Raw genomic sequence first — 16781 nt, forward strand, 5'->3', positions numbered from 1 at the left:
CGGGTTGTCGTCGGGCTGACTGAAAGTAAAGTTCGTGGACGCCTGTCTGGCGCCCACGGCTTGGGCCTTAGGCGTCGTGGACGTAGTATTTGCCCTGCGTACCGGCGGCTTCGACCAGCTTTTCGAAGTTTTCCATCGATCCGGCCAGTTCTGTCTTGAACGGATCCCAATCGGCGTTCTGATACCCGCCGGCATCCTGCCATTCCGCCAGTTGGTCGTCACTGAGCGAGTGGAACTGCACCCCGGCCTTGTTCAACTCGGCCATGGCATAGGCGCGGGCCGACGGAACCTTGGACAGGTTCTGATGGCTGGTCATTTCCGACCCCCACATGATGCCTTCCTGCACATCAGCCGGCATCGAGTTGAACCATTCCAGGTTGCAGGAATAAACTTGGCTGTCCGGCACCGCCTGCGTGAAGGTCACATGGCTGAGTATGTCCTTGAACCCAAAGACATAGAGCGCGCCAACCGAAGGATCGAGCGCATCCGCAACGCCCTGCTTGATGGCCGAGGGGGTCTCGCCCCAGGCAACGGGCGTCGGGTTGGCGCCGACCATCCGGTAGTATTGTTGCAGCATCTTCGATCCCGGCACGCGGAACTTGATCCCGCTCATATCACCGGGTGTGAGCACGGCATTGCCGCCCTGACGAACCGCAACCACCCGCGGGTCGATGTTAACATAGAACAGAGCCTTGAACCCTGCCGCTTCGACCTTGGGGTGAACCTCACTTTTCCATGTGTCGGAATGGACGAGGTTGGTGAAACGCTGGTTCGAGCCACACAGGTACGGCATGTTGATCAGGTCGACTGTCGACGCGAACGGCGCGAAATTCGACAGCGAATGCTGCGCGGCCTGGATGGTACCGCCCTGCACTTTCTGCACCAGCGCGCCGCCTGCACCAAGCTGACCGCCGGGGGCCAGTTTGACATAGACCTTGCCGTTGGTGGCGTTCTGAATGTTTTCCTTTAGGTCCAGCTGCATGATCGGATAGCTGCGCGACGCGCCAAGCACATAAGCCGTGGCCACCGTCATCACGTGATCTGCGGCCTTTTCACGCTCGCTCTCTTCCTTCGCGGTCTGCGCGGCGGCCTCGGAAGACCACAAAACGCCCCCTGCCCCAGCGACCAATGCGGCTGTGAATGCGCCACTGGCGCTCAGTTTCAGAAAATTGCGGCGCTCGGCCGATGCCAGTTCGGTCTTGTCGGTTTTCATCAATTGCCCTCCCAAGCAAAAGTTCAGCTGCCGTCTTGTGCGTCCCGGTCAGCTTCCTTTTTCAGAATTGCGACAACGAACAGGATCGAAGCCGCGAACAGAACCAACATCTCTCCAACGTCGCCAAGAAACGCGCTGCTCGCAAAAGCACCCAAAGCGACATTTGCGAAATAGATCGCAAAAACGATGACTGATGCAGCGAGATACATTTCCGGGACTCCCTTCAGAATCGGCTCAGATACCTTTGTAAGCGCTTACATCACAAATGCAAGCGCTTACATAAACGCTTTTATCCCTGGAAAAATGCGACTAACTTAGGCGAACCGGAATTGAGAGTTCGAGAATGTCAAAACATCGGTCCGCACCGACGCTGGATGACGTTGCCAAGGCAGCAGGCGTTTCAACTGCCACCGTGTCACGGTGCCTGAACACCCCGCAACAGGTGGTCGAGGCAACGCGGAAACGTGTTCTGTCTGCCGTAGACACCCTTGGCTACACGCCGAACTTTGCGGCCCGAGTGATGGCTGCACGGCGTTCTTTCACGATAGGTGCGATAATTCCAACGATGGAAAATGCAATCTTTGCAAGGGGGTTGCAGGCGTTTCAAGAGGAGATCCACAAACAGGGCTACACCTTGCTGGTCTCCAGCTCGGCCTACCAGCCGGCCGCAGAAGAAGATCAGATCCGAACGCTGGTTGCACGGGGCGTGGACGGAATGTTGCTGATCGGGCATGACCGGGACGTACAAATCTACGACTATCTCGAAAAGCGAAAAGTGCCGGCCCTTGTAGCGTGGTCTTTCCTGCCAGACGAACCAATACCGTCCGTCGGGTTTGACAACAGGCGGGCGATGGAGGCTTTGACAAGCAAGATCATCGAATTGGGCCACACACGCCTGGCAACGATTTCAGGCATCAGCAAGGGCAACGACCGTGCGCGTCTTAGGATCCAGGGGATAAAAGACGCGATGTCCCGACATGGACTGTCGCAGGATGAACTGGCCGTGATCGAAACCTCGTACGAGATTGAAAACGGCGCCGATGCGTTCAAGCGCCTCATGTCGAATGACAACCCGCCGACCGCGGTGTTGTGCGGCAACGACGTTCTGGCCGTCGGTGCGGTACGGCAAGCTCAGCAGATGGGACTTCGGGTGCCCGAAGATGTATCGATCACCGGATTTGATGATATCGAGCTAGCGCGCATTGTCGCCCCTGCGCTGACAACTGTCCATGTTCCTCATCGTGACATGGGACGCAAGGCTGCTCAGGCGCTGATTCAGATGATCGAATCCGACGCACCGGGCAAATCTGTTGAACTGCCGACGCACATCGTTGGCAGAGAGTCCTTGCTTGGCCTCAACAGCTAGAACCGGCTTTGCAAGCCCGTTGAGCAGATCCGTGGAAACACGTGCCAGCTAGATCCGTAAAGGCGGTGGCTAAGCCACGCAACGTCACCTTTTTGATTAATTAACAAAGCCTTACAGTCCAAATTGGAGCGGGTAGCGGGAATCGAACCCGCGCGTTCAGCTTGGGAAGCTGACAGGCTACCATTACATCATACCCGCCTTGTCAGATGAAATAACACCAGAACATCCAGACGTTCAACCCGGATCGTAACCAACCTTTTCGGGTTCCTACTCGGTTCGGGCCCGCAGGCTGTCAATCAGGGACTGGTCGACGGCCAAGGTCTTGCCCGCTGCTTCCAAAGTACGGCGATCCAGATGCTGGGGGTTCAGATCAACCCCTTCCGAAAACGCCTCGACAATAGCCTTCATGGCCGTAATCCTGGCATATTTCTTGTTGTTGGACGGGATCACGTGCCAAGGGGCAACTTCCGTAGACGTCCGTGCCAGCATTTCATCCACGGCCACCTCTGCGACATCCCATTTTTCGCGGTTTCTGAAATCTTCATAAGTCAGCTTCCAGCGTTTCATCGGGTTGGTCAGCCGTTCGGTAAATCGGCGCATCTGCTCTTCCTGTGAAATGTGGAAGAACAGTTTCACGATTCGAGTCCCGTCATCGACCAGCATTCGTTCGAAATCATTGATTTCCTGATACGCGGCCCGCCAGCGTGTTTCCGGGGTCAGCTTTTCGATCCGCTCAACCAAAACTCGGCCATACCAGCTGCGGTCGAAAGCGGAAATCGCACCCGAAGGCGGCAGGCGTTCCCAGAAACGCAACAGATAATGCCGGTTGAGATAGTAGTTCCGGGGCGCACCGATCGGCCAAACCTTGAAGCTGCGCGGGTCCAGGGCCTGACTGATCCGGCGAATGGTCCCCCCTTTTCCGGCAGCGTCCCACCCTTCGAAAACCAACACGCCCTTGAGCCCGTGAAACAGATAAGCTTGCTGAATTCTCGCCAATCGTGTCTGCAACTTGATCAGCTGATCGAAGTAGACCTTTTTGTTCAGTTTCCTGGTCAGATCCGCATCCGAGAGTTTTGGGGGGTGATGTTTGCTCATGCTGCCACCTGATCAATGCATCCTGGATCAGGGTATTCTGAAACCTTCTGCAAATTCGACATTGATCAGGGTCAAATGCAAAAGGCCGGGCGCTGAGCCCGGCCTTTGCAGTCGGTGTCGTTCAGATCAGGCGCGGCGCCGACGGCCACCACCGCGACGTCCACCTACGGGTCCTGCGGCACCCGCTTCGTCCGGTGCTTTGTTGAACCGGATCCACTCGCCGCCATGCGGGTCGTTGTTGGTCAGCAGGTTGGCGGCGCGGATGGCCTCCATCTCTTTGCCGGCGCGCGGCTTGGTGGAGCCCAGGCCGAACATCTGCACGAACGCCTCGTCATCCATGCCTTCGGGCAGGATGATGCCCGCCGCGGCAACGGCCTCTTTTTTCTCGGCGATTTTTGCCTGCGTCACCGGCAGAGCCACCGGGTTCATGATGGCCGAGGTCATGCCCGCGCCCATCGCCATCGGCAGGAACGCGTTGTTGATGCCGTGACGGTTCGGCAGACCGAACGAGATGTTGGACGCTCCGCAGGTGGTGTTCACGCCCAGTTCTTCGCGCAGACGACGGACCAGCGCGAATACTTGCTGACCGGCGGTCGCCATCGCACCGATGGGCATGACCAGCGGGTCAACCACGATGTCATGTGCAGGGATGCCGAAATCGGCAGCGCGTTCGACGATCTTCTTGGCGACGTCAAAGCGCACATCGGGGTCTTCCGAAATACCAGTGTCATCGTTCGAGATCGCCACGACCGGTACGTTGTACTTTTTGACCAGCGGCAGAACCAGTTCCAGACGTTCTTCTTCACCGGTGACCGAATTCAGCAGCGGACGACCTTCAGCCGCCTCAAGACCGGCTTCCAGCGCGCCCGGAACCGACGAGTCGATACACAGCGGCACGTCAACCAGACCCTGTACCAGCTCGACGATCTTGCGCATCAGCGGTGGTTCGGTCTCGTTCGGGTTGGGGTTCGAGTTGTAGACAACGCCCGCATTGATATCCAGAACGGTCGCGCCAGCCGCTACCTGAGCAATGGCGTCTTTCTCAACGGTCGAAAAGTCGCCCGCTTCCAGCTCGGCGGCCAGTTTCTTGCGGCCGGTCGGGTTGATCCGCTCACCGATCACGCAGAACGGTTCATCAAAGCCCAGGACGGCTGTTTTTGTTTTTGATTCTACGACTGTTCGGGTCATGTCCGTTCCTTAGGAGTTTACAGGCTTTGCCGAAGCGCCGCCGTTATTGATCGCCCAGTTGGCGTTGGTCTTGATCCCGCCCAGCGGGAAGAAGTGCACGTTCGTGATGTTGAAATCCGGGTTGGCCGCCTTGTGGTTGGCCAGTTCGGTCACGACATCGGTCGGCTCATAGGGCAGCAACAGCTTGGAGACATCCATGGCGCGCTTTTGCAGAACCTTCAGAGACGGCCCAACGCCACACGCGATGGCGAATTTGATCAGGGTTTGCAGCTTGGCCGGACCCGCGATTCCGATATGGATCGGCAGATCGATGCCCGCTTCTTTCAGGCTGTCGGCCCAGGCGATGATCGGCTTGGCGTCAAAGGCGAACTGTGTTGCCAGCGCCATTTCGGCATCCGTGGTCTCGTTGAACTTCTGCTTCCAGCGCAACGCGTCATCGACGTTCTTGGTCGAACCGTCCGGGTCGATGTCCTTGTTGCCTTCGGGGTGACCCGCCACGTGCAGGCGCTTGAAGCCCGCCTTGTCAAACAGACCGGTTTCCAGCAGCTGCATCGAGCTGTCGAACTCGCCGTGCGGGTTGGCGACACCGCCCGCCAGCAACAGCGCCTGTTCAACGCCTGCTTCGCCCTGATACATGGCGATCCAGTTCTCCAACGTCGCCGCATCCTTGATGATGCGTGCCGGAAAATGCGGCATGACAGGGTAACCTTCCGCCGCAATTCGCTTGGCCGTCTTGACCATGTCTTCGATGGGCGTGCCCTCGATATGGGCGATATAAACGCGTGTACCCTCGGGCAGCAGCGCGCGGAAATCGTCGACCTTTTCGGCGGTACGCGGCATGACCTCGATCGAATAGCCTTGCAAAAAGGCTTCGACGGTCGGATTTACTGGGCCGCTTTCGACCGCATCACGTTTCTTGAAGTTCAGCAAAGCCATTTCGGCCTCCCATAAAGTCTGGGGCTCATGCCCAACCGTCATTTGCGATCAGCGCTTTGACGCGGTCCTGATCGTATTCCGTTTCCAGACGCACAGCCTCGGCTTCGGCAATCTCGGCAGGATCGCCTTCAATCGCGAAAGGTTCGGCTTTGCGCCATTCGGCCAGATAGGCATCACTGTCCTTGGCGTTCACCTTCATGGCCGCACGGTCGATGGCTTGTTCAAACCGTTCTTCCAACTGCCGCTTTGCGCCCCGACGGCCTTTGCCGACGATGACCTGAGCGGGAATGTCGCGCCAATACACGATGGTGACGTCAGGCATTGCTGTGATTCCTCCTAACCCGATGGGCCGGTTCTAAACTTCAATGTAGGCCTGGGTCGGTCGATTTTCGACACACGACGCTTTCCAAGCGACGTTTTGTGCCCACTGCGGTGTACGTGGCTTTTACCCAGTTTCTGGCAAAACGCGCATATCAAAATTCTCATCGTCTCTATGAAAGCGCTGCATGAAAAAGAAAAACCCCGGACGGTAAAAACCGTCCGAGGCAAGAATTGATGGAGCAAATGGCCTTAGCCGACCAAACCGCCATCTTCGCGCGTAATGGCGATAATGGCCGAGCGCGGCACCGAGTCCCCGCCTTCAGGCCAGTGGCTGTTGCCGTCTTCGCCCGGGTGCTGAATACCGACAAACATCGTACGACGGTCCGGTGACCAGCTGAGACCGGTGACCTCGCATTCGTTGGGGCCAACCAGAAAACGACGGATTTCGCCGGTGACAGGGTCGCCTGCCAGCATCTGGTTGTTGCCCTGCCCGGCGAAGTCACCTTCGTTGCCATAATTGCCATCGGTCTGAATCCACAGCAAGCCGTTGCTGTCGAACTTCAATCCGTCGGGTGAGTTGAACATATTGTCGGCGTTCACGTTCTCGGATCCGGCATAGGCGTCTTGGTGGACGGTGGGATTGCCTGCAAGCACGTACAGATCCCAGCCAAAGCCAGCCGCAGCATGATCGCCGCCATCCGGGCGCCAGCGAACGATCTGACCGTAGTGGTTCTTGTCACGCGGGTTCGGGCCGTTGGCCGAGGTATCGTCTCCCCCTGCATTCGGCTTAACGCCACGGTTCTTGTTGTTAGTCAAGCAACAGTAAACCTCGGGCGCGTTTGGATTAGCCGCAACCCACTCGGGACGATCCATGGTGGTTGCTCCAACCGCCGAACCAGCCTGACGGGTGTGGATGCTGATCTCGGCCTGCGAGGCCATGCCAGTGCTTTCCGGCGTCAGATCAAGCCACTCACCGGTTCCATCGTCGTTGAACTTGGCAACCGAAAGTGTGCCTTGTTCCAACAGCGCGTTTGTGTCCACACCAGCGGCATAAACACCTTCCGAGACAAAGCGGTAAAGAAACTCGCCGCGTTCATCATCGCCCATGTAAACGACCACGCGACCGTCATTGTTCACTATGACTTCGGCGTTTTCGTGCTTGAAGCGTCCCAGAGCGGTCAGTTTTCGCGGAGTCGAGTTTGGATCAGTCGGATCGATCTCAACCACAAAACCAGCACGGTTCGGTTCGTTTGGGTTTTTCGAGACGTCGAACCGGTCATCAATCTTGGCCCAACCGTAACCCCAGTCTTTTGACGATACGCCATAACGTTTCAGATCAGCATTGACCTCGTGATTTTCGTCTTCGGCCGAGAAGTAGCCGTTGAAGTTTTCTTCACAAGCCAGATACGTGCCCCACGGTGTCACGCCATTTCCGCAATTGTTCCATGTTCCCTTGCACGTCGTGCCGGACAGATCGGCGGCCGTTTTCATCAAGTCATGACCGGCGGCCGGACCCGTAATGGACATTTCGGTCTGCGGTGTAACGCGGCGGTTATAGGGGCTGTCCTTAACGATGCCCCACTTGCCCTCGGTGTTCGCGATTTCCACGATCGTGACACCATGCGCCATCATGCCCTTTGCGATGTCGTCATCGGATGCTGGCTTGGCGTCCGGATTGTTGCCCCACAGGATGTCACGATTGGTATATTCGTTGTTTACAACCAGCAGAACGTGACCGTCATGCAAGAAAATGTCCTGACCATCGGTATTGTCACCAAAGGCGCGTTCCTGGCTGGCAGCTGTGCCCCGGGTCGCGTGATCGAACTCTGGCGCGTCCGACCAAAGCGGATCGCCCCAGCGCACCATGACCTCGGCCTTGTAACCAGCGGGAACAATGACCTCGTCCGCGGTCGACACTGGAATCGCCTCAAACGCGAAACGGTTCGAAACCGCGTGAGCCCCTGAAGGAATCAGCGAACCACCAACAGCTGTGAAACTACCCATCGCCAAAACGCCGCCCAGAAAACCGCGACGGGACAATGCGCGTTCGACAACGCGATCAAATTCACATTCTTCTGGGCGCGGATTTACGACTTCATCGAATTCGTCGAAGGAAAGGATGCGCTCATCTTTCATTGCGGTCTCCGTATCTGGCTGAGAGCTAATAGATAAACCCGAACGTGGGTTCGCCCATGGAGATCGCATCATTTTGTGAACGGCATGTGACACGCGCGTTAATTTCAAAATTGAAATCACTTGCACGTCAGCAATCCCCCGCCTAGGGTCGGGGTAACTCGAAAATCGGAGGGCGTAAAGATGGCGCCCAAGCGTCCCAAAGGTGCGGGCGCGTTCCCGAAAGCGGTCGAAAGCCCCGCGCCGGCAAGACCCGATCCGGATGCTCTTTATGCGGCACTGGATCTGGGGACAAATAGTTGCCGCATGTTGATAGCCCAGCCCAAGGGAAGTGGGTTCCATGTGGTCGACAGTTTCTCCAAATCCGTGCAGTTGGGCGCGGGTCTGGAACGCACCGGACGACTGTCGCGTGCGTCGATGTCGCGTACCGTTCAGGCATTGCGAATCTGTCAGCAAAAGCTGAAACGCAACAAGGTCAAACGGATGCGTCTGATCGCGACCGAGGCGTGCCGCCGCGCCAAGAACTCGCGCGAATTCATCCGACAGGTGAAGCGCGAAACCGGCCTGACGCTCGAGATCATACAGCCCGAGGAAGAAGCCCGTCTGGCGGTGATTTCCTGTGCCCCTCTGGTTTCGACCAAGACCGAGCAGTTGCTGGTCGTCGATATCGGAGGCGGCTCGACCGAATTGGTCTGGATCGACATCTCGTCCGTTCCACGCCGCGACCGACCCGCGGCCATCATGCGGCTGCATCACGGGTTTCACACTGTCGACAGCCCTTTTCCAGCCGCCAAGGTCGTTGACTGGATCAGCGTACCGCTGGGCGTCGCCACACTGCGGGACCAGTTCAATGATGTCGAGGATGACGCGGCCCGATTTGCGTTGATGAGTTGGTTTTTCGAGGAAAACCTTGCCGACTTTGCCCCCTACAAGGACGAACAGGCGCGCGAAGGGTTTCAGATCGTCGGCACCAGTGGCACGGTCACTACTGTCGCGGCATCGCATCTGGGCCTCAAGCGCTATGACCGGACCAAAGTGGACGGGCTGCGCATGACCAGCGATCAGATTGACAAAGTCATACGCGGGTATTTAGAACTCGGCCCTCATGGGCGGCGCCGGGACCCTCGCATTGGTGAAGACCGGCAAGCCCTGATCATGTCCGGCTCGGCCATATTGCAGGCATTGCTCCGTTGCTGGCCCACTGACCGCCTTTCGGTGGCGGACCGGGGGCTGCGCGAAGGTCTGCTTTATGCACAGATGAGCGCGGACGGTGTATTGGAAGACGGACCGTTCTAATGGCGAAGACACCAAGTGGAAAAAACAACTCGGGCCGCGGGCAACGCGACCTGAAGGTCAAGGTCAAGACAGCACGCGGGCGCAAGCTCAGCTCGACCCGCTGGCTCGAGCGGCAACTGAACGATCCCTATGTCAAGCGTGCGCAGTCCGAAGGCTATCGGGGGCGCGCAGCTTACAAGATTTTGGAACTGGACGACAAATTCCGCTTTCTCGTGCCCGGGGCGCGGGTTGTGGATCTGGGCTGTGCGCCCGGCGGTTGGTGTCAGGTTGCGGTCAAACGCGTGAACGCGCTGGGCGAAAAGTCAGGCAAACGGATCGGAACCGTGCTGGGCATCGACCTGCAAGAAGTCGAACCAATCGCCGGGGCCGAAATCCACGTTCTGGATTTCATGGAGGATGACGCCGACCAGAAAGTCAAAGACTGGCTGGGCGGCAAGGCAGACGTCGTGATGTCGGATATGGCGGCGGCATCTTCGGGGCACAAGCAGACCGATCACCTGCGCATCATGGCGCTGTGCGAAACTGCCGCCTATTTCGCCTTCGACGTTCTGGAAGAAGGCGGCACTTTTGTTGCCAAGGTTCTGGCTGGGGGGGCTGAGGGCGATCTGCAAAAGTTGCTCAAGCAGAAATTCCAGAAAGTCGCCCATGTCAAACCGCCGGCGTCTCGCTCGGACAGTTCGGAAAAATTCGTTGTGGCAACCGGGTTTCGAGGCGGCTCTTAATCATCTAGCCGGATAAGATTTCCGCTCAGACGCTGTTCACGCAAGGACGTGACAGCCATTCCCTGCAACATCAGCGTATCTCCGTGCGTCACGAATGATGGTTCCCGGTTGCGCAGGTCTTCGATGCGCTGGGCTAGTGACACCGAACTTGAACCCGGCATCTTCCGCATTGTTGCATCGTTGGACATGGCTCACCTCGGATCAGCACTTTGTTCTTGGCTGTAACAAGGAATTCTGCCGTCAAAATGAAAGAATTCGGGCACGGATGTGCCGGGTCAGCGCCCAAACTGTTGCGACAATTGCAGCAGGTTCGGATCATCCGGCAACCTGTCCAGCGCCTCTTGCAGCACTGTGCGCGCAGCTTCCGGGCCACGATTGATCTGCGCCAGTTGCACTAACATCGGCCACGCCTCTGCCCTCTGCGGGTCCAGCGTCACGACCTCTCTAAACGCCTGTTCCGCCGCTTGCGCGTTGCGAAGCGTCAATGCCATGCCCCCCAGAACGAGATGGGTTTCCGGGGCGTCCAGCCTGTTCGAAATGACCTGCTGCCATTCCGACATGCCCTGCCCAAGCCTGGTCCGCTGCTCGGCCGTCAAGCCCTGCGGCGGTATGCTCAGGAACTCTTTGGCGGCAGCGATGCGCACGTTTCGCAGAGGATCAGACAGCAACGGCTCGAGCCTGCGCACTTGATCTGCCGGGCTGGCCTGACGTTGCAGCGCCGCTGCATTTGCTCGTATCAGCGGATCAACGTCCTGCAAAAGCGGCGCTGTGTCAGCGGCGATCTGTGGCGACCCAAACGGTTGCAACAGATACGCGGCGGTCGCTCTGACGATCCCGGGCTGCGACGCATCCATTGCGACGGCAAGCAAACCTTCGGGCGTGTCGAGCTGCCCTTCGGCCGCGGCTTTGAAAACTGTCCCATAATGCGGGCGTCGATTTGGCGATCTCGGAAACCAGCCCTCTATCTGGCTTGCGGCCCAGGTCTGATCCTGGTCTTGATGGCAGTCCGTACAGGCATCAACGCCCAGCCCAAGATCTGGTCGCGGTATGCGAAAGCTGTGATCGCGTCGACCGTCGACACCCATGTAGGTCCGCTCGATCATGTGGCAGCTTTTGCACTGGGCGCCTTCGCTGTCTTCCGGGTGATTGTGATGCGCAGACGTGTCATAGTCCTTTGCGGAAAGGGTTGCGAATTCCGGATTTCCGGCAGGCGAATGGCACTGTGTGCAAACCCCGTTTCCTTCGGCTTTCAATTCTGCGCTGTGCGGTTCGTGGCAGTTCATGCATCCGACGCCCTGTTCATACATTCGGGATTGCAGGAACGAGCCGTAGACGTAAACCTCATCCAGAATTTGCCCGTCGGGATGATATGAACCGGGGCGCAGCACGGCCAGATTATAAGCATCATGGTACGGGGTTCCCGGAACCGGGTTTCCGTTGCCATGCGCCTCGCGCCGGGAATGACATCCGGCGCATTGCTGTATTTCTTCTTCGGTCCGCCCCTTGCCCCAACTCAACAAAAAGCCGGCATTGGCCAGGCCATCTGAAGAACCCCGTTCCCGGACCCAATCGAGATGTGCGGACCCCGGCCCATGGCAGGCCTCGCACCCGACCCCGATTTCGACCTGTTGTGACGTGTAGCTTCTGGTTTGAGGGTCGTAGTTCTTCTCAAAACCCGTGGCATGACATTCGGCGCAGCGCGCGTTCCAGCTCTTGTAAGGGCCGGTCCAATGTAACCCGTCATCAGGCGGCAGGTCCTGATCAGGGTACAGGTGATACCAGCGCTTTTGCTCTATGTCCCAAACCACGTCGAAACTTTGCAACCGGCCCGGTTCGGTTTCGAAAAGGTATTGCTGCAAGGGTTCGATTCCAACGACGGAATGCACGTCATATTCCGTCGTTGCACCGTCTTTCTCCGTTACACTAGCGGTGAAGCTGCCAGCCTCATTTTTGAACTGGACGGACATCCCGTCATGATCGAACCGGGTACCGTCGAAATCCGCCACAACAGCGCCGTCAGTAGGGTCTGTCCAGGCCAGCGCATGGTGTGACGCGGCCCAGGCTTCGGCTTCTTGTTGATGACAATCGGTACACTGGTCTGAGCCCACATATTCTGGCGTCTGCGCCTGAACTTCACCAGCAATTGCAAGGCAGGCCAGTATCAGGGCAAATCTCATGCCGTATCTCCTTCGGCGGCTTTTTGCAGGTCAATCAATGCACCGTTGTATTCGGCCCCCAAGATCAGGATCGCCGAATAGAGATACAGGAAAATCAATGCCGCCATGGCCCCCGCCAATCCAGCATAGGTGGCGCTGTAGGTGGCGAACTGGCTGATATAAATTGAAAACGCCCACCCACCGGCAGCCCACAAGACCAAAGTCAACAAGACGCCGGGCAAGATTTGCGTCAAGCTGTGCCTGCGGGTCGGCAGCACGAGATGCGCCAGAAGAACGGTACCCGCAGGAACCGCCACGGTGAACGTCCAGCGCAGGCGATCCACGGAAAACCAGTTGGCCACGGCAACCTCCGTGTGTTCAGCCACCAGTTTCGTATAGACCGGCAAAACCACCTCGACCGCGGCAATGATCAGAATGGCCGACCCGCCCAGAATAACCAGCACCAGACAGAGCAGCCGGGTTTTCCAGAACGGCCAACTGTCTTCGTCGTGGTAGGCCTGATTCATGGCTGCACGTACGGCAGCCACGCCGTTGGAGGCAAAGTAAATCGCCAGCAGCCCCCCCAAGGTGATGACACCCGAGCCGGATCCGGCCAGAACGGCCCGCAGTTCGGCCACGATCGGATCTGCGACGTCCTTGGGCCACGCTCCGAAAATCAGGTCGATCAACTCATCTGTGACATAGCCTTGAGACAACGCCCCTGCCAGCGCCACGGTGAACAGCACAAAGGGAAACAGCGCCATCATCAGCGACATGGCCACATGGCTGCTCATGACAAAACCGTTCTTTCTGCTGAACCGGCGGATCGACAGCCAAAGCGCCTGAACAGGTCGGCCAAACAAGGGATTCGCGGCAGTTGTCATGCTGCAACCCTAACCTGCCGAAATAGAACACAGAACCCGTCGTGATAATCTATTTGGCTAATGAGGGCCAACAAACGCCTGAACGCATTGCATAAACAAGACCTCGCGTGCAGGATTGGGCGGCGCAGGACGGGAAATGGGCCAGATACAGGATACCGAATGACCCCGGATCAAAAAGACATCACGGTTAGACCCAAGCTTCGATTGTCCGTTGTCCGGGATACATGCATCATCGCGACCCTGATCGTGCTGGGTCTCTATGCCGGTGCGAACTTCCTGATCCCGCTGGCCATGGCGCTGTTGGTCAATGTATTGATCATCGCGCTGAGCGATCGCGTCGTCGCCCTGACCCGCGCTCCGGTCTGGCTGGCCAATATTGCCGGTGTGACTGTCGTTCTGGCCGGTTTGTTCATGATCATGTACGTGCTGGGCAGTCAGGCGACACAGTTTGCACGATCCATCAGCACCTATGAAAACCAGTTTGACGGTGCGGTCGAGCGTGTAACGGGGCTGGTCGGCAACGACGTGACCACCTTCATTCGTGACAATCTGGTCAGTATCGACATGTCCTATGTCGCACGCGTGTTGCTGGGCAGTGCCACCTCATTGTTGAACCAGTTCTTCCTGATCAGCCTTTATGTCGCCTTTCTGATGGCCGAACGACTGGCCTTTCGGAAAAAGATCCAACTGGCCGCCGGAAACCCCGTCGCCGCAGCAGAGTTTTCCGCCATGCTCGATGCGATTTCGGTCAGCTTGCAGCGCTATGTCGGCGTCAAAACCCTGATCAGCCTGATAACGGCAACGATCAGCTATACGGTTTTCCGCTCGCTTGGTCTGGAATACGCGGAAACCTGGGCCGTATTGACCTTTGCCCTGAACTTCATCCCCTCGATCGGTTCGATCATAGCGGTGCTTTTTCCGGCCATGATCGCGCTTGTTCAATTCGAAACGATCATCCCCTTCCTGGTGATCGTGCTGGGATGTGGTACGATCCAATTCCTGATCGGCAATTTCCTTGATCCGGCCATGCTTGGCCGATCCCTGAACATGTCGACCTTTCTTGTCATTCTGGCCCTGACCTTCTGGACAACGGTCTGGGGACTGATCGGTGCGTTTCTGAGCGTACCTCTGACCGTATGCATCCTGATCGTGTTCAGCCACATCCCGGCCCTTCGGCCCGTCGCCATACTGATGTCACTGGATGGCAGGTTGGGCGAGGACAACAGTCAGGCCGCGGCAAGCTAGGTCATGAAACGCCCCCTGTTCATCGGATCGGATATCTACCGCAACTCGACCTACGGTTCAAAACACCCGCTGGCCATCCCGCGGGTGTCAACCGTCATCGATCTGTGTCGCGAACTGGGATGGTTGACCCCCGAGAACTACCGCGTCAGCCCCTGCGCAAAGCCAAGTGTATTGGAAAGGTTTCATACGCCGGACTATATCGCCGCCCTGCAAAAGGCCGAAGCGGACCAGCACGTCACGGACGAAATACGGGATAAATACGGTTTGGGGACTCTGTCGAACCCGGTCTTCGCCGAGATGTACCGGCGGCCGGCAACCGCCGCCGGTGGTTCCATGCTGGCCGCCGAACTGATCCGGGATGGAGGGATCGTTTTCAACCCTGCGGGCGGCACCCACCATGGCCTTGCGGACCGGGCGAACGGGTTTTGTTATCTGAACGATCCGGTTCTGGCGATACAGACCCTTTTGAGCGCTGGCCTGGATCGCGTGGTCTATGTCGACATCGACGCCCATCATTGCGACGGGGTTGAACTTGCGTTTCACGGGTCGGACAGAGTTCGGATGATCTCGGTCCATGAAACGCGTCGATGGCCGTTCACGGGTCAACTTGAGGAAGACGCCGGTGGCGCGGCCTTCAACCTGCCGGTTCCACGACATCTGAACGACGACGAATTCGCCGCCATTCTGGATCACTTGATCCTGCCTGCGACCGAAGCGTTCAAACCGCAGGCGATTGTCCTGCAATGCGGGGCCGACGCCGTGGCCGAGGACCCGCTTTCGCGTTTGACCCTGTCCAACAACGCGCATTGGCGAACGGTGGCGGCGCTGAAGCCTCTTTCGCCTCGTTTTCTGGTTCTGGGTGGCGGCGGATACAATCCCTGGTCCGTAGGGCGCTTGTGGAGCGGCGTCTGGGCCACCCTGAGTGATTTCGAAATTCCTGACACACTTGACGTAGGTGCACAGAAAATCCTGCGGGATCTGACCTGGAGCAGGGCCGCGGGACAGGCGCCTCACCCCCACTGGCTGGACAGTTTGCGCGACGCGCCCAACACCGGGCCCATACGACAGGAACTGAGGAACGATTTGCGCCACCTCACCGCCAGGCATTCACGGTAGATCGGTCCGCAAAAGCCTGTTAGCATTCCGATATTTCGGGATATTCCTGACCGGCTTACCCCCTGTTCCGCTATCAATTCGTTTCTTCCAGCTTGGCACCGATTGGACCACCACCCATGAATGCACTTAATCAGATACTTGATCTCAAGGCCCGCGTGGGCCAGTCCATCATCGGGCAAACCGAGGTCATCGACCGACTGCTGATCGGCATGCTGGCCAACGGAAACCTTCTGATCGAAGGTCTGCCCGGATTGGCCAAAACACGTGCAGTCAAGGCGATGGCGCGCAATCTGGATGCAGACTTCAGCAGGATCCAGTTCACGCCCGATCTGCTGCCTTCAGACGTGACGGGAACCGAAGTGTTTCAACAAACTGACGAAGGCGGCACCTTTCGGTTCGAACCCGGGCCGATCTTTGCCAATATCGTCCTCGCTGACGAAATCAACAGGGCACCGGCCAAGGTTCAGGCCGCATTGTTGGAGGCGATGGAAGAACGGCAGGTCACGGTTTCCGGGACCACCCACAAGATGGAACCGCTGTTCATCGTGATGGCAACCCAGAACCCTATTGAACAAGAAGGCACCTATCCCCTGCCCGAAGCGCAGATGGACCGGTTCCTGATGCATGTTCAGATCACCTATCCACCGGTCGAGGACGAGGTTGAAGTGATCCGGCTGGTGCGGGGCGAAGAGATCGCCGCCGGGAAAGGCGCGTCAAGCGAGCCACCACCGACAATCCCGCAAGATGCCGTTTTTGCAGCGCGTTCGGAAATCGGGCAGATCCATGTTTCGGATGCAATGGATCGCTATATGGCCGATCTGGTTCAGGCGACCCGGACGCCTGCGGCGCTCAGCGAAGAACTGGCCAGCTGGATCGAAATCGGTGCCAGCCCGCGTGCCTCATTGGCACTGGACAAATGCGGTCGGGCGCATGCGTGGATGAACCAGCGTGACTATGTGGACCCTGCGGATATTCGAGCCATTGCACATGACGTTTTCCGTCACCGCATCACGCTGAGCTTCGAGGCGCAGGGAAACGCCAAAACGGCAGATGACGTGATCGCGGACATCCTGCGTCTCGTCGCGCTGCCCTGACTTTTAGGGTTGGCCG

16 protein-coding genes and 1 tRNA gene are annotated in these 16781 nt (G+C 57.9%); 6 read left to right on the forward strand and 11 right to left on the reverse strand.

The features are described from left to right. Window positions 1-67 precede the first annotated feature (67 nt). On the reverse strand, window positions 68-1213 hold the full coding sequence (locus ACR3E6_RS13825) for a TRAP transporter substrate-binding protein (RefSeq protein WP_171632341.1): 1146 nt from the start codon (window positions 1211-1213) through the stop codon (window positions 68-70). Between the two features lie 23 nt (window positions 1214-1236). Then, window positions 1237-1422, reverse strand: a complete 186-nt coding sequence (locus tag ACR3E6_RS13830; protein WP_171115836.1) for a hypothetical protein — start codon at window positions 1420-1422, stop codon at window positions 1237-1239. A 134-nt stretch (window positions 1423-1556) separates the two neighbouring features. Between ACR3E6_RS13830 and ACR3E6_RS13835 the strand changes: the two genes are divergently transcribed. Further along, a complete protein-coding gene (locus ACR3E6_RS13835) occupies window positions 1557-2579 on the forward strand; it encodes a LacI family DNA-binding transcriptional regulator (RefSeq protein ID WP_480487615.1) in 1023 nt (340 codons plus the stop codon). Between the two features lie 124 nt (window positions 2580-2703). Here the strand turns inward: ACR3E6_RS13835 and ACR3E6_RS13840 are convergent. From ACR3E6_RS13840 to ACR3E6_RS13865, 6 genes are all read right to left on the reverse strand, one after another. Beyond that, window positions 2704-2777, reverse strand: a tRNA-Gly gene (locus tag ACR3E6_RS13840). A gap of 69 nt (window positions 2778-2846) precedes the next feature. Then, entirely contained in the window at window positions 2847-3674 is an 828-nt protein-coding gene (locus tag ACR3E6_RS13845) for a polyphosphate kinase 2 family protein (protein ID WP_171632335.1), read from the reverse strand. A gap of 126 nt (window positions 3675-3800) precedes the next feature. Then, window positions 3801-4862, reverse strand: coding sequence for a methyltetrahydrofolate cobalamin methyltransferase (locus tag ACR3E6_RS13850; protein WP_171632332.1), 1062 nt, complete (start codon window positions 4860-4862; stop codon window positions 3801-3803). A 9-nt stretch (window positions 4863-4871) separates the two neighbouring features. Beyond that, window positions 4872-5798: a methylenetetrahydrofolate reductase gene (locus ACR3E6_RS13855; RefSeq protein WP_171328330.1), complete on the reverse strand. Its 927-nt coding sequence runs from the start codon at window positions 5796-5798 to the stop codon at window positions 4872-4874. A 25-nt stretch (window positions 5799-5823) separates the two neighbouring features. Beyond that, window positions 5824-6120 (reverse strand): virulence factor, encoded by a 297-nt coding sequence (locus tag ACR3E6_RS13860; protein WP_171632330.1) that lies wholly within the window; start codon window positions 6118-6120, stop codon window positions 5824-5826. Between the two features lie 248 nt (window positions 6121-6368). Continuing rightward, window positions 6369-8255 (reverse strand): PhoX family protein, encoded by a 1887-nt coding sequence (locus ACR3E6_RS13865; protein WP_480487617.1) that lies wholly within the window; start codon window positions 8253-8255, stop codon window positions 6369-6371. Between the two features lie 180 nt (window positions 8256-8435). Here ACR3E6_RS13865 and ACR3E6_RS13870 point away from each other — a divergent pair, with 180 nt between their 5' ends. Beyond that, window positions 8436-9548: a Ppx/GppA phosphatase family protein gene (locus ACR3E6_RS13870; RefSeq protein ID WP_171115826.1), complete on the forward strand. Its 1113-nt coding sequence runs from the start codon at window positions 8436-8438 to the stop codon at window positions 9546-9548. Further along, entirely contained in the window at window positions 9548-10270 is a 723-nt protein-coding gene (locus tag ACR3E6_RS13875; protein ID WP_171632325.1) for an RlmE family RNA methyltransferase, read from the forward strand. The genes ACR3E6_RS13870 and ACR3E6_RS13875 overlap by 1 nt, the downstream gene beginning before the upstream one ends. On the opposite strand, the gene ACR3E6_RS13880 is transcribed toward ACR3E6_RS13875, so the two are convergent. From ACR3E6_RS13880 to ACR3E6_RS13890, 3 genes are all read right to left on the reverse strand, one after another. Continuing rightward, on the reverse strand, window positions 10267-10458 hold the full coding sequence (locus ACR3E6_RS13880) for a hypothetical protein (protein WP_480487620.1): 192 nt from the start codon (window positions 10456-10458) through the stop codon (window positions 10267-10269). The genes ACR3E6_RS13875 and ACR3E6_RS13880 overlap by 4 nt on opposite strands. Window positions 10459-10545: 87 nt before the next feature. After that, a complete protein-coding gene (locus ACR3E6_RS13885) occupies window positions 10546-12447 on the reverse strand; it encodes a cytochrome c3 family protein (protein WP_480487622.1) in 1902 nt (633 codons plus the stop codon). Beyond that, window positions 12444-13310 (reverse strand): YihY/virulence factor BrkB family protein, encoded by an 867-nt coding sequence (locus tag ACR3E6_RS13890; protein WP_171723234.1) that lies wholly within the window; start codon window positions 13308-13310, stop codon window positions 12444-12446. The genes ACR3E6_RS13885 and ACR3E6_RS13890 overlap by 4 nt, the downstream gene beginning before the upstream one ends. A gap of 159 nt (window positions 13311-13469) precedes the next feature. Between ACR3E6_RS13890 and ACR3E6_RS13895 the strand changes: the two genes are divergently transcribed. From ACR3E6_RS13895 to ACR3E6_RS13905, 3 genes are all read left to right on the forward strand, one after another. Then, window positions 13470-14555, forward strand: coding sequence for an AI-2E family transporter (locus tag ACR3E6_RS13895; protein ID WP_171723233.1), 1086 nt, complete (start codon window positions 13470-13472; stop codon window positions 14553-14555). 3 nt (window positions 14556-14558) lie between these two features. After that, window positions 14559-15671: an acetoin utilization protein AcuC gene (locus tag ACR3E6_RS13900; RefSeq protein ID WP_210092385.1), complete on the forward strand. Its 1113-nt coding sequence runs from the start codon at window positions 14559-14561 to the stop codon at window positions 15669-15671. A gap of 116 nt (window positions 15672-15787) precedes the next feature. Then, on the forward strand, window positions 15788-16765 hold the full coding sequence (locus ACR3E6_RS13905; RefSeq protein WP_480487625.1) for an AAA family ATPase: 978 nt from the start codon (window positions 15788-15790) through the stop codon (window positions 16763-16765). Window positions 16766-16781 lie beyond the last annotated feature (16 nt).

The organism is Ruegeria sp. AL3 (assembly GCF_056536065.1).

Bases quoted from the DNA above. Each gene is read 5' to 3' on its own strand.
- ACR3E6_RS13825 (WP_171632341.1), bottom strand. From the start codon at position 1,213: ATGAAAACCGACAAGACCGAACTGGCATCGGCCGAGCGCCGCAATTTT.
- ACR3E6_RS13830 (WP_171115836.1), bottom strand. From the start codon at position 1,422: ATGTATCTCGCTGCATCAGTCATCGTTTTTGCGATCTATTTCGCAAAT.
- ACR3E6_RS13835 (WP_480487615.1), top strand. From the start codon at position 1,557: ATGTCAAAACATCGGTCCGCACCGACGCTGGATGACGTTGCCAAGGCA.
- ACR3E6_RS13845 (WP_171632335.1), bottom strand. From the start codon at position 3,674: ATGAGCAAACATCACCCCCCAAAACTCTCGGATGCGGATCTGACCAGG.
- ACR3E6_RS13850 (WP_171632332.1), bottom strand. From the start codon at position 4,862: ATGACCCGAACAGTCGTAGAATCAAAAACAAAAACAGCCGTCCTGGGC.
- ACR3E6_RS13855 (WP_171328330.1), bottom strand. From the start codon at position 5,798: ATGGCTTTGCTGAACTTCAAGAAACGTGATGCGGTCGAAAGCGGCCCA.
- ACR3E6_RS13860 (WP_171632330.1), bottom strand. From the start codon at position 6,120: ATGCCTGACGTCACCATCGTGTATTGGCGCGACATTCCCGCTCAGGTC.
- ACR3E6_RS13865 (WP_480487617.1), bottom strand. From the start codon at position 8,255: ATGAAAGATGAGCGCATCCTTTCCTTCGACGAATTCGATGAAGTCGTA.
- ACR3E6_RS13870 (WP_171115826.1), top strand. From the start codon at position 8,436: ATGGCGCCCAAGCGTCCCAAAGGTGCGGGCGCGTTCCCGAAAGCGGTC.
- ACR3E6_RS13875 (WP_171632325.1), top strand. From the start codon at position 9,548: ATGGCGAAGACACCAAGTGGAAAAAACAACTCGGGCCGCGGGCAACGC.
- ACR3E6_RS13880 (WP_480487620.1), bottom strand. From the start codon at position 10,458: ATGTCCAACGATGCAACAATGCGGAAGATGCCGGGTTCAAGTTCGGTG.
- ACR3E6_RS13885 (WP_480487622.1), bottom strand. From the start codon at position 12,447: ATGAGATTTGCCCTGATACTGGCCTGCCTTGCAATTGCTGGTGAAGTT.
- ACR3E6_RS13890 (WP_171723234.1), bottom strand. From the start codon at position 13,310: ATGACAACTGCCGCGAATCCCTTGTTTGGCCGACCTGTTCAGGCGCTT.
- ACR3E6_RS13895 (WP_171723233.1), top strand. From the start codon at position 13,470: ATGACCCCGGATCAAAAAGACATCACGGTTAGACCCAAGCTTCGATTG.
- ACR3E6_RS13900 (WP_210092385.1), top strand. From the start codon at position 14,559: ATGAAACGCCCCCTGTTCATCGGATCGGATATCTACCGCAACTCGACC.
- ACR3E6_RS13905 (WP_480487625.1), top strand. From the start codon at position 15,788: ATGAATGCACTTAATCAGATACTTGATCTCAAGGCCCGCGTGGGCCAG.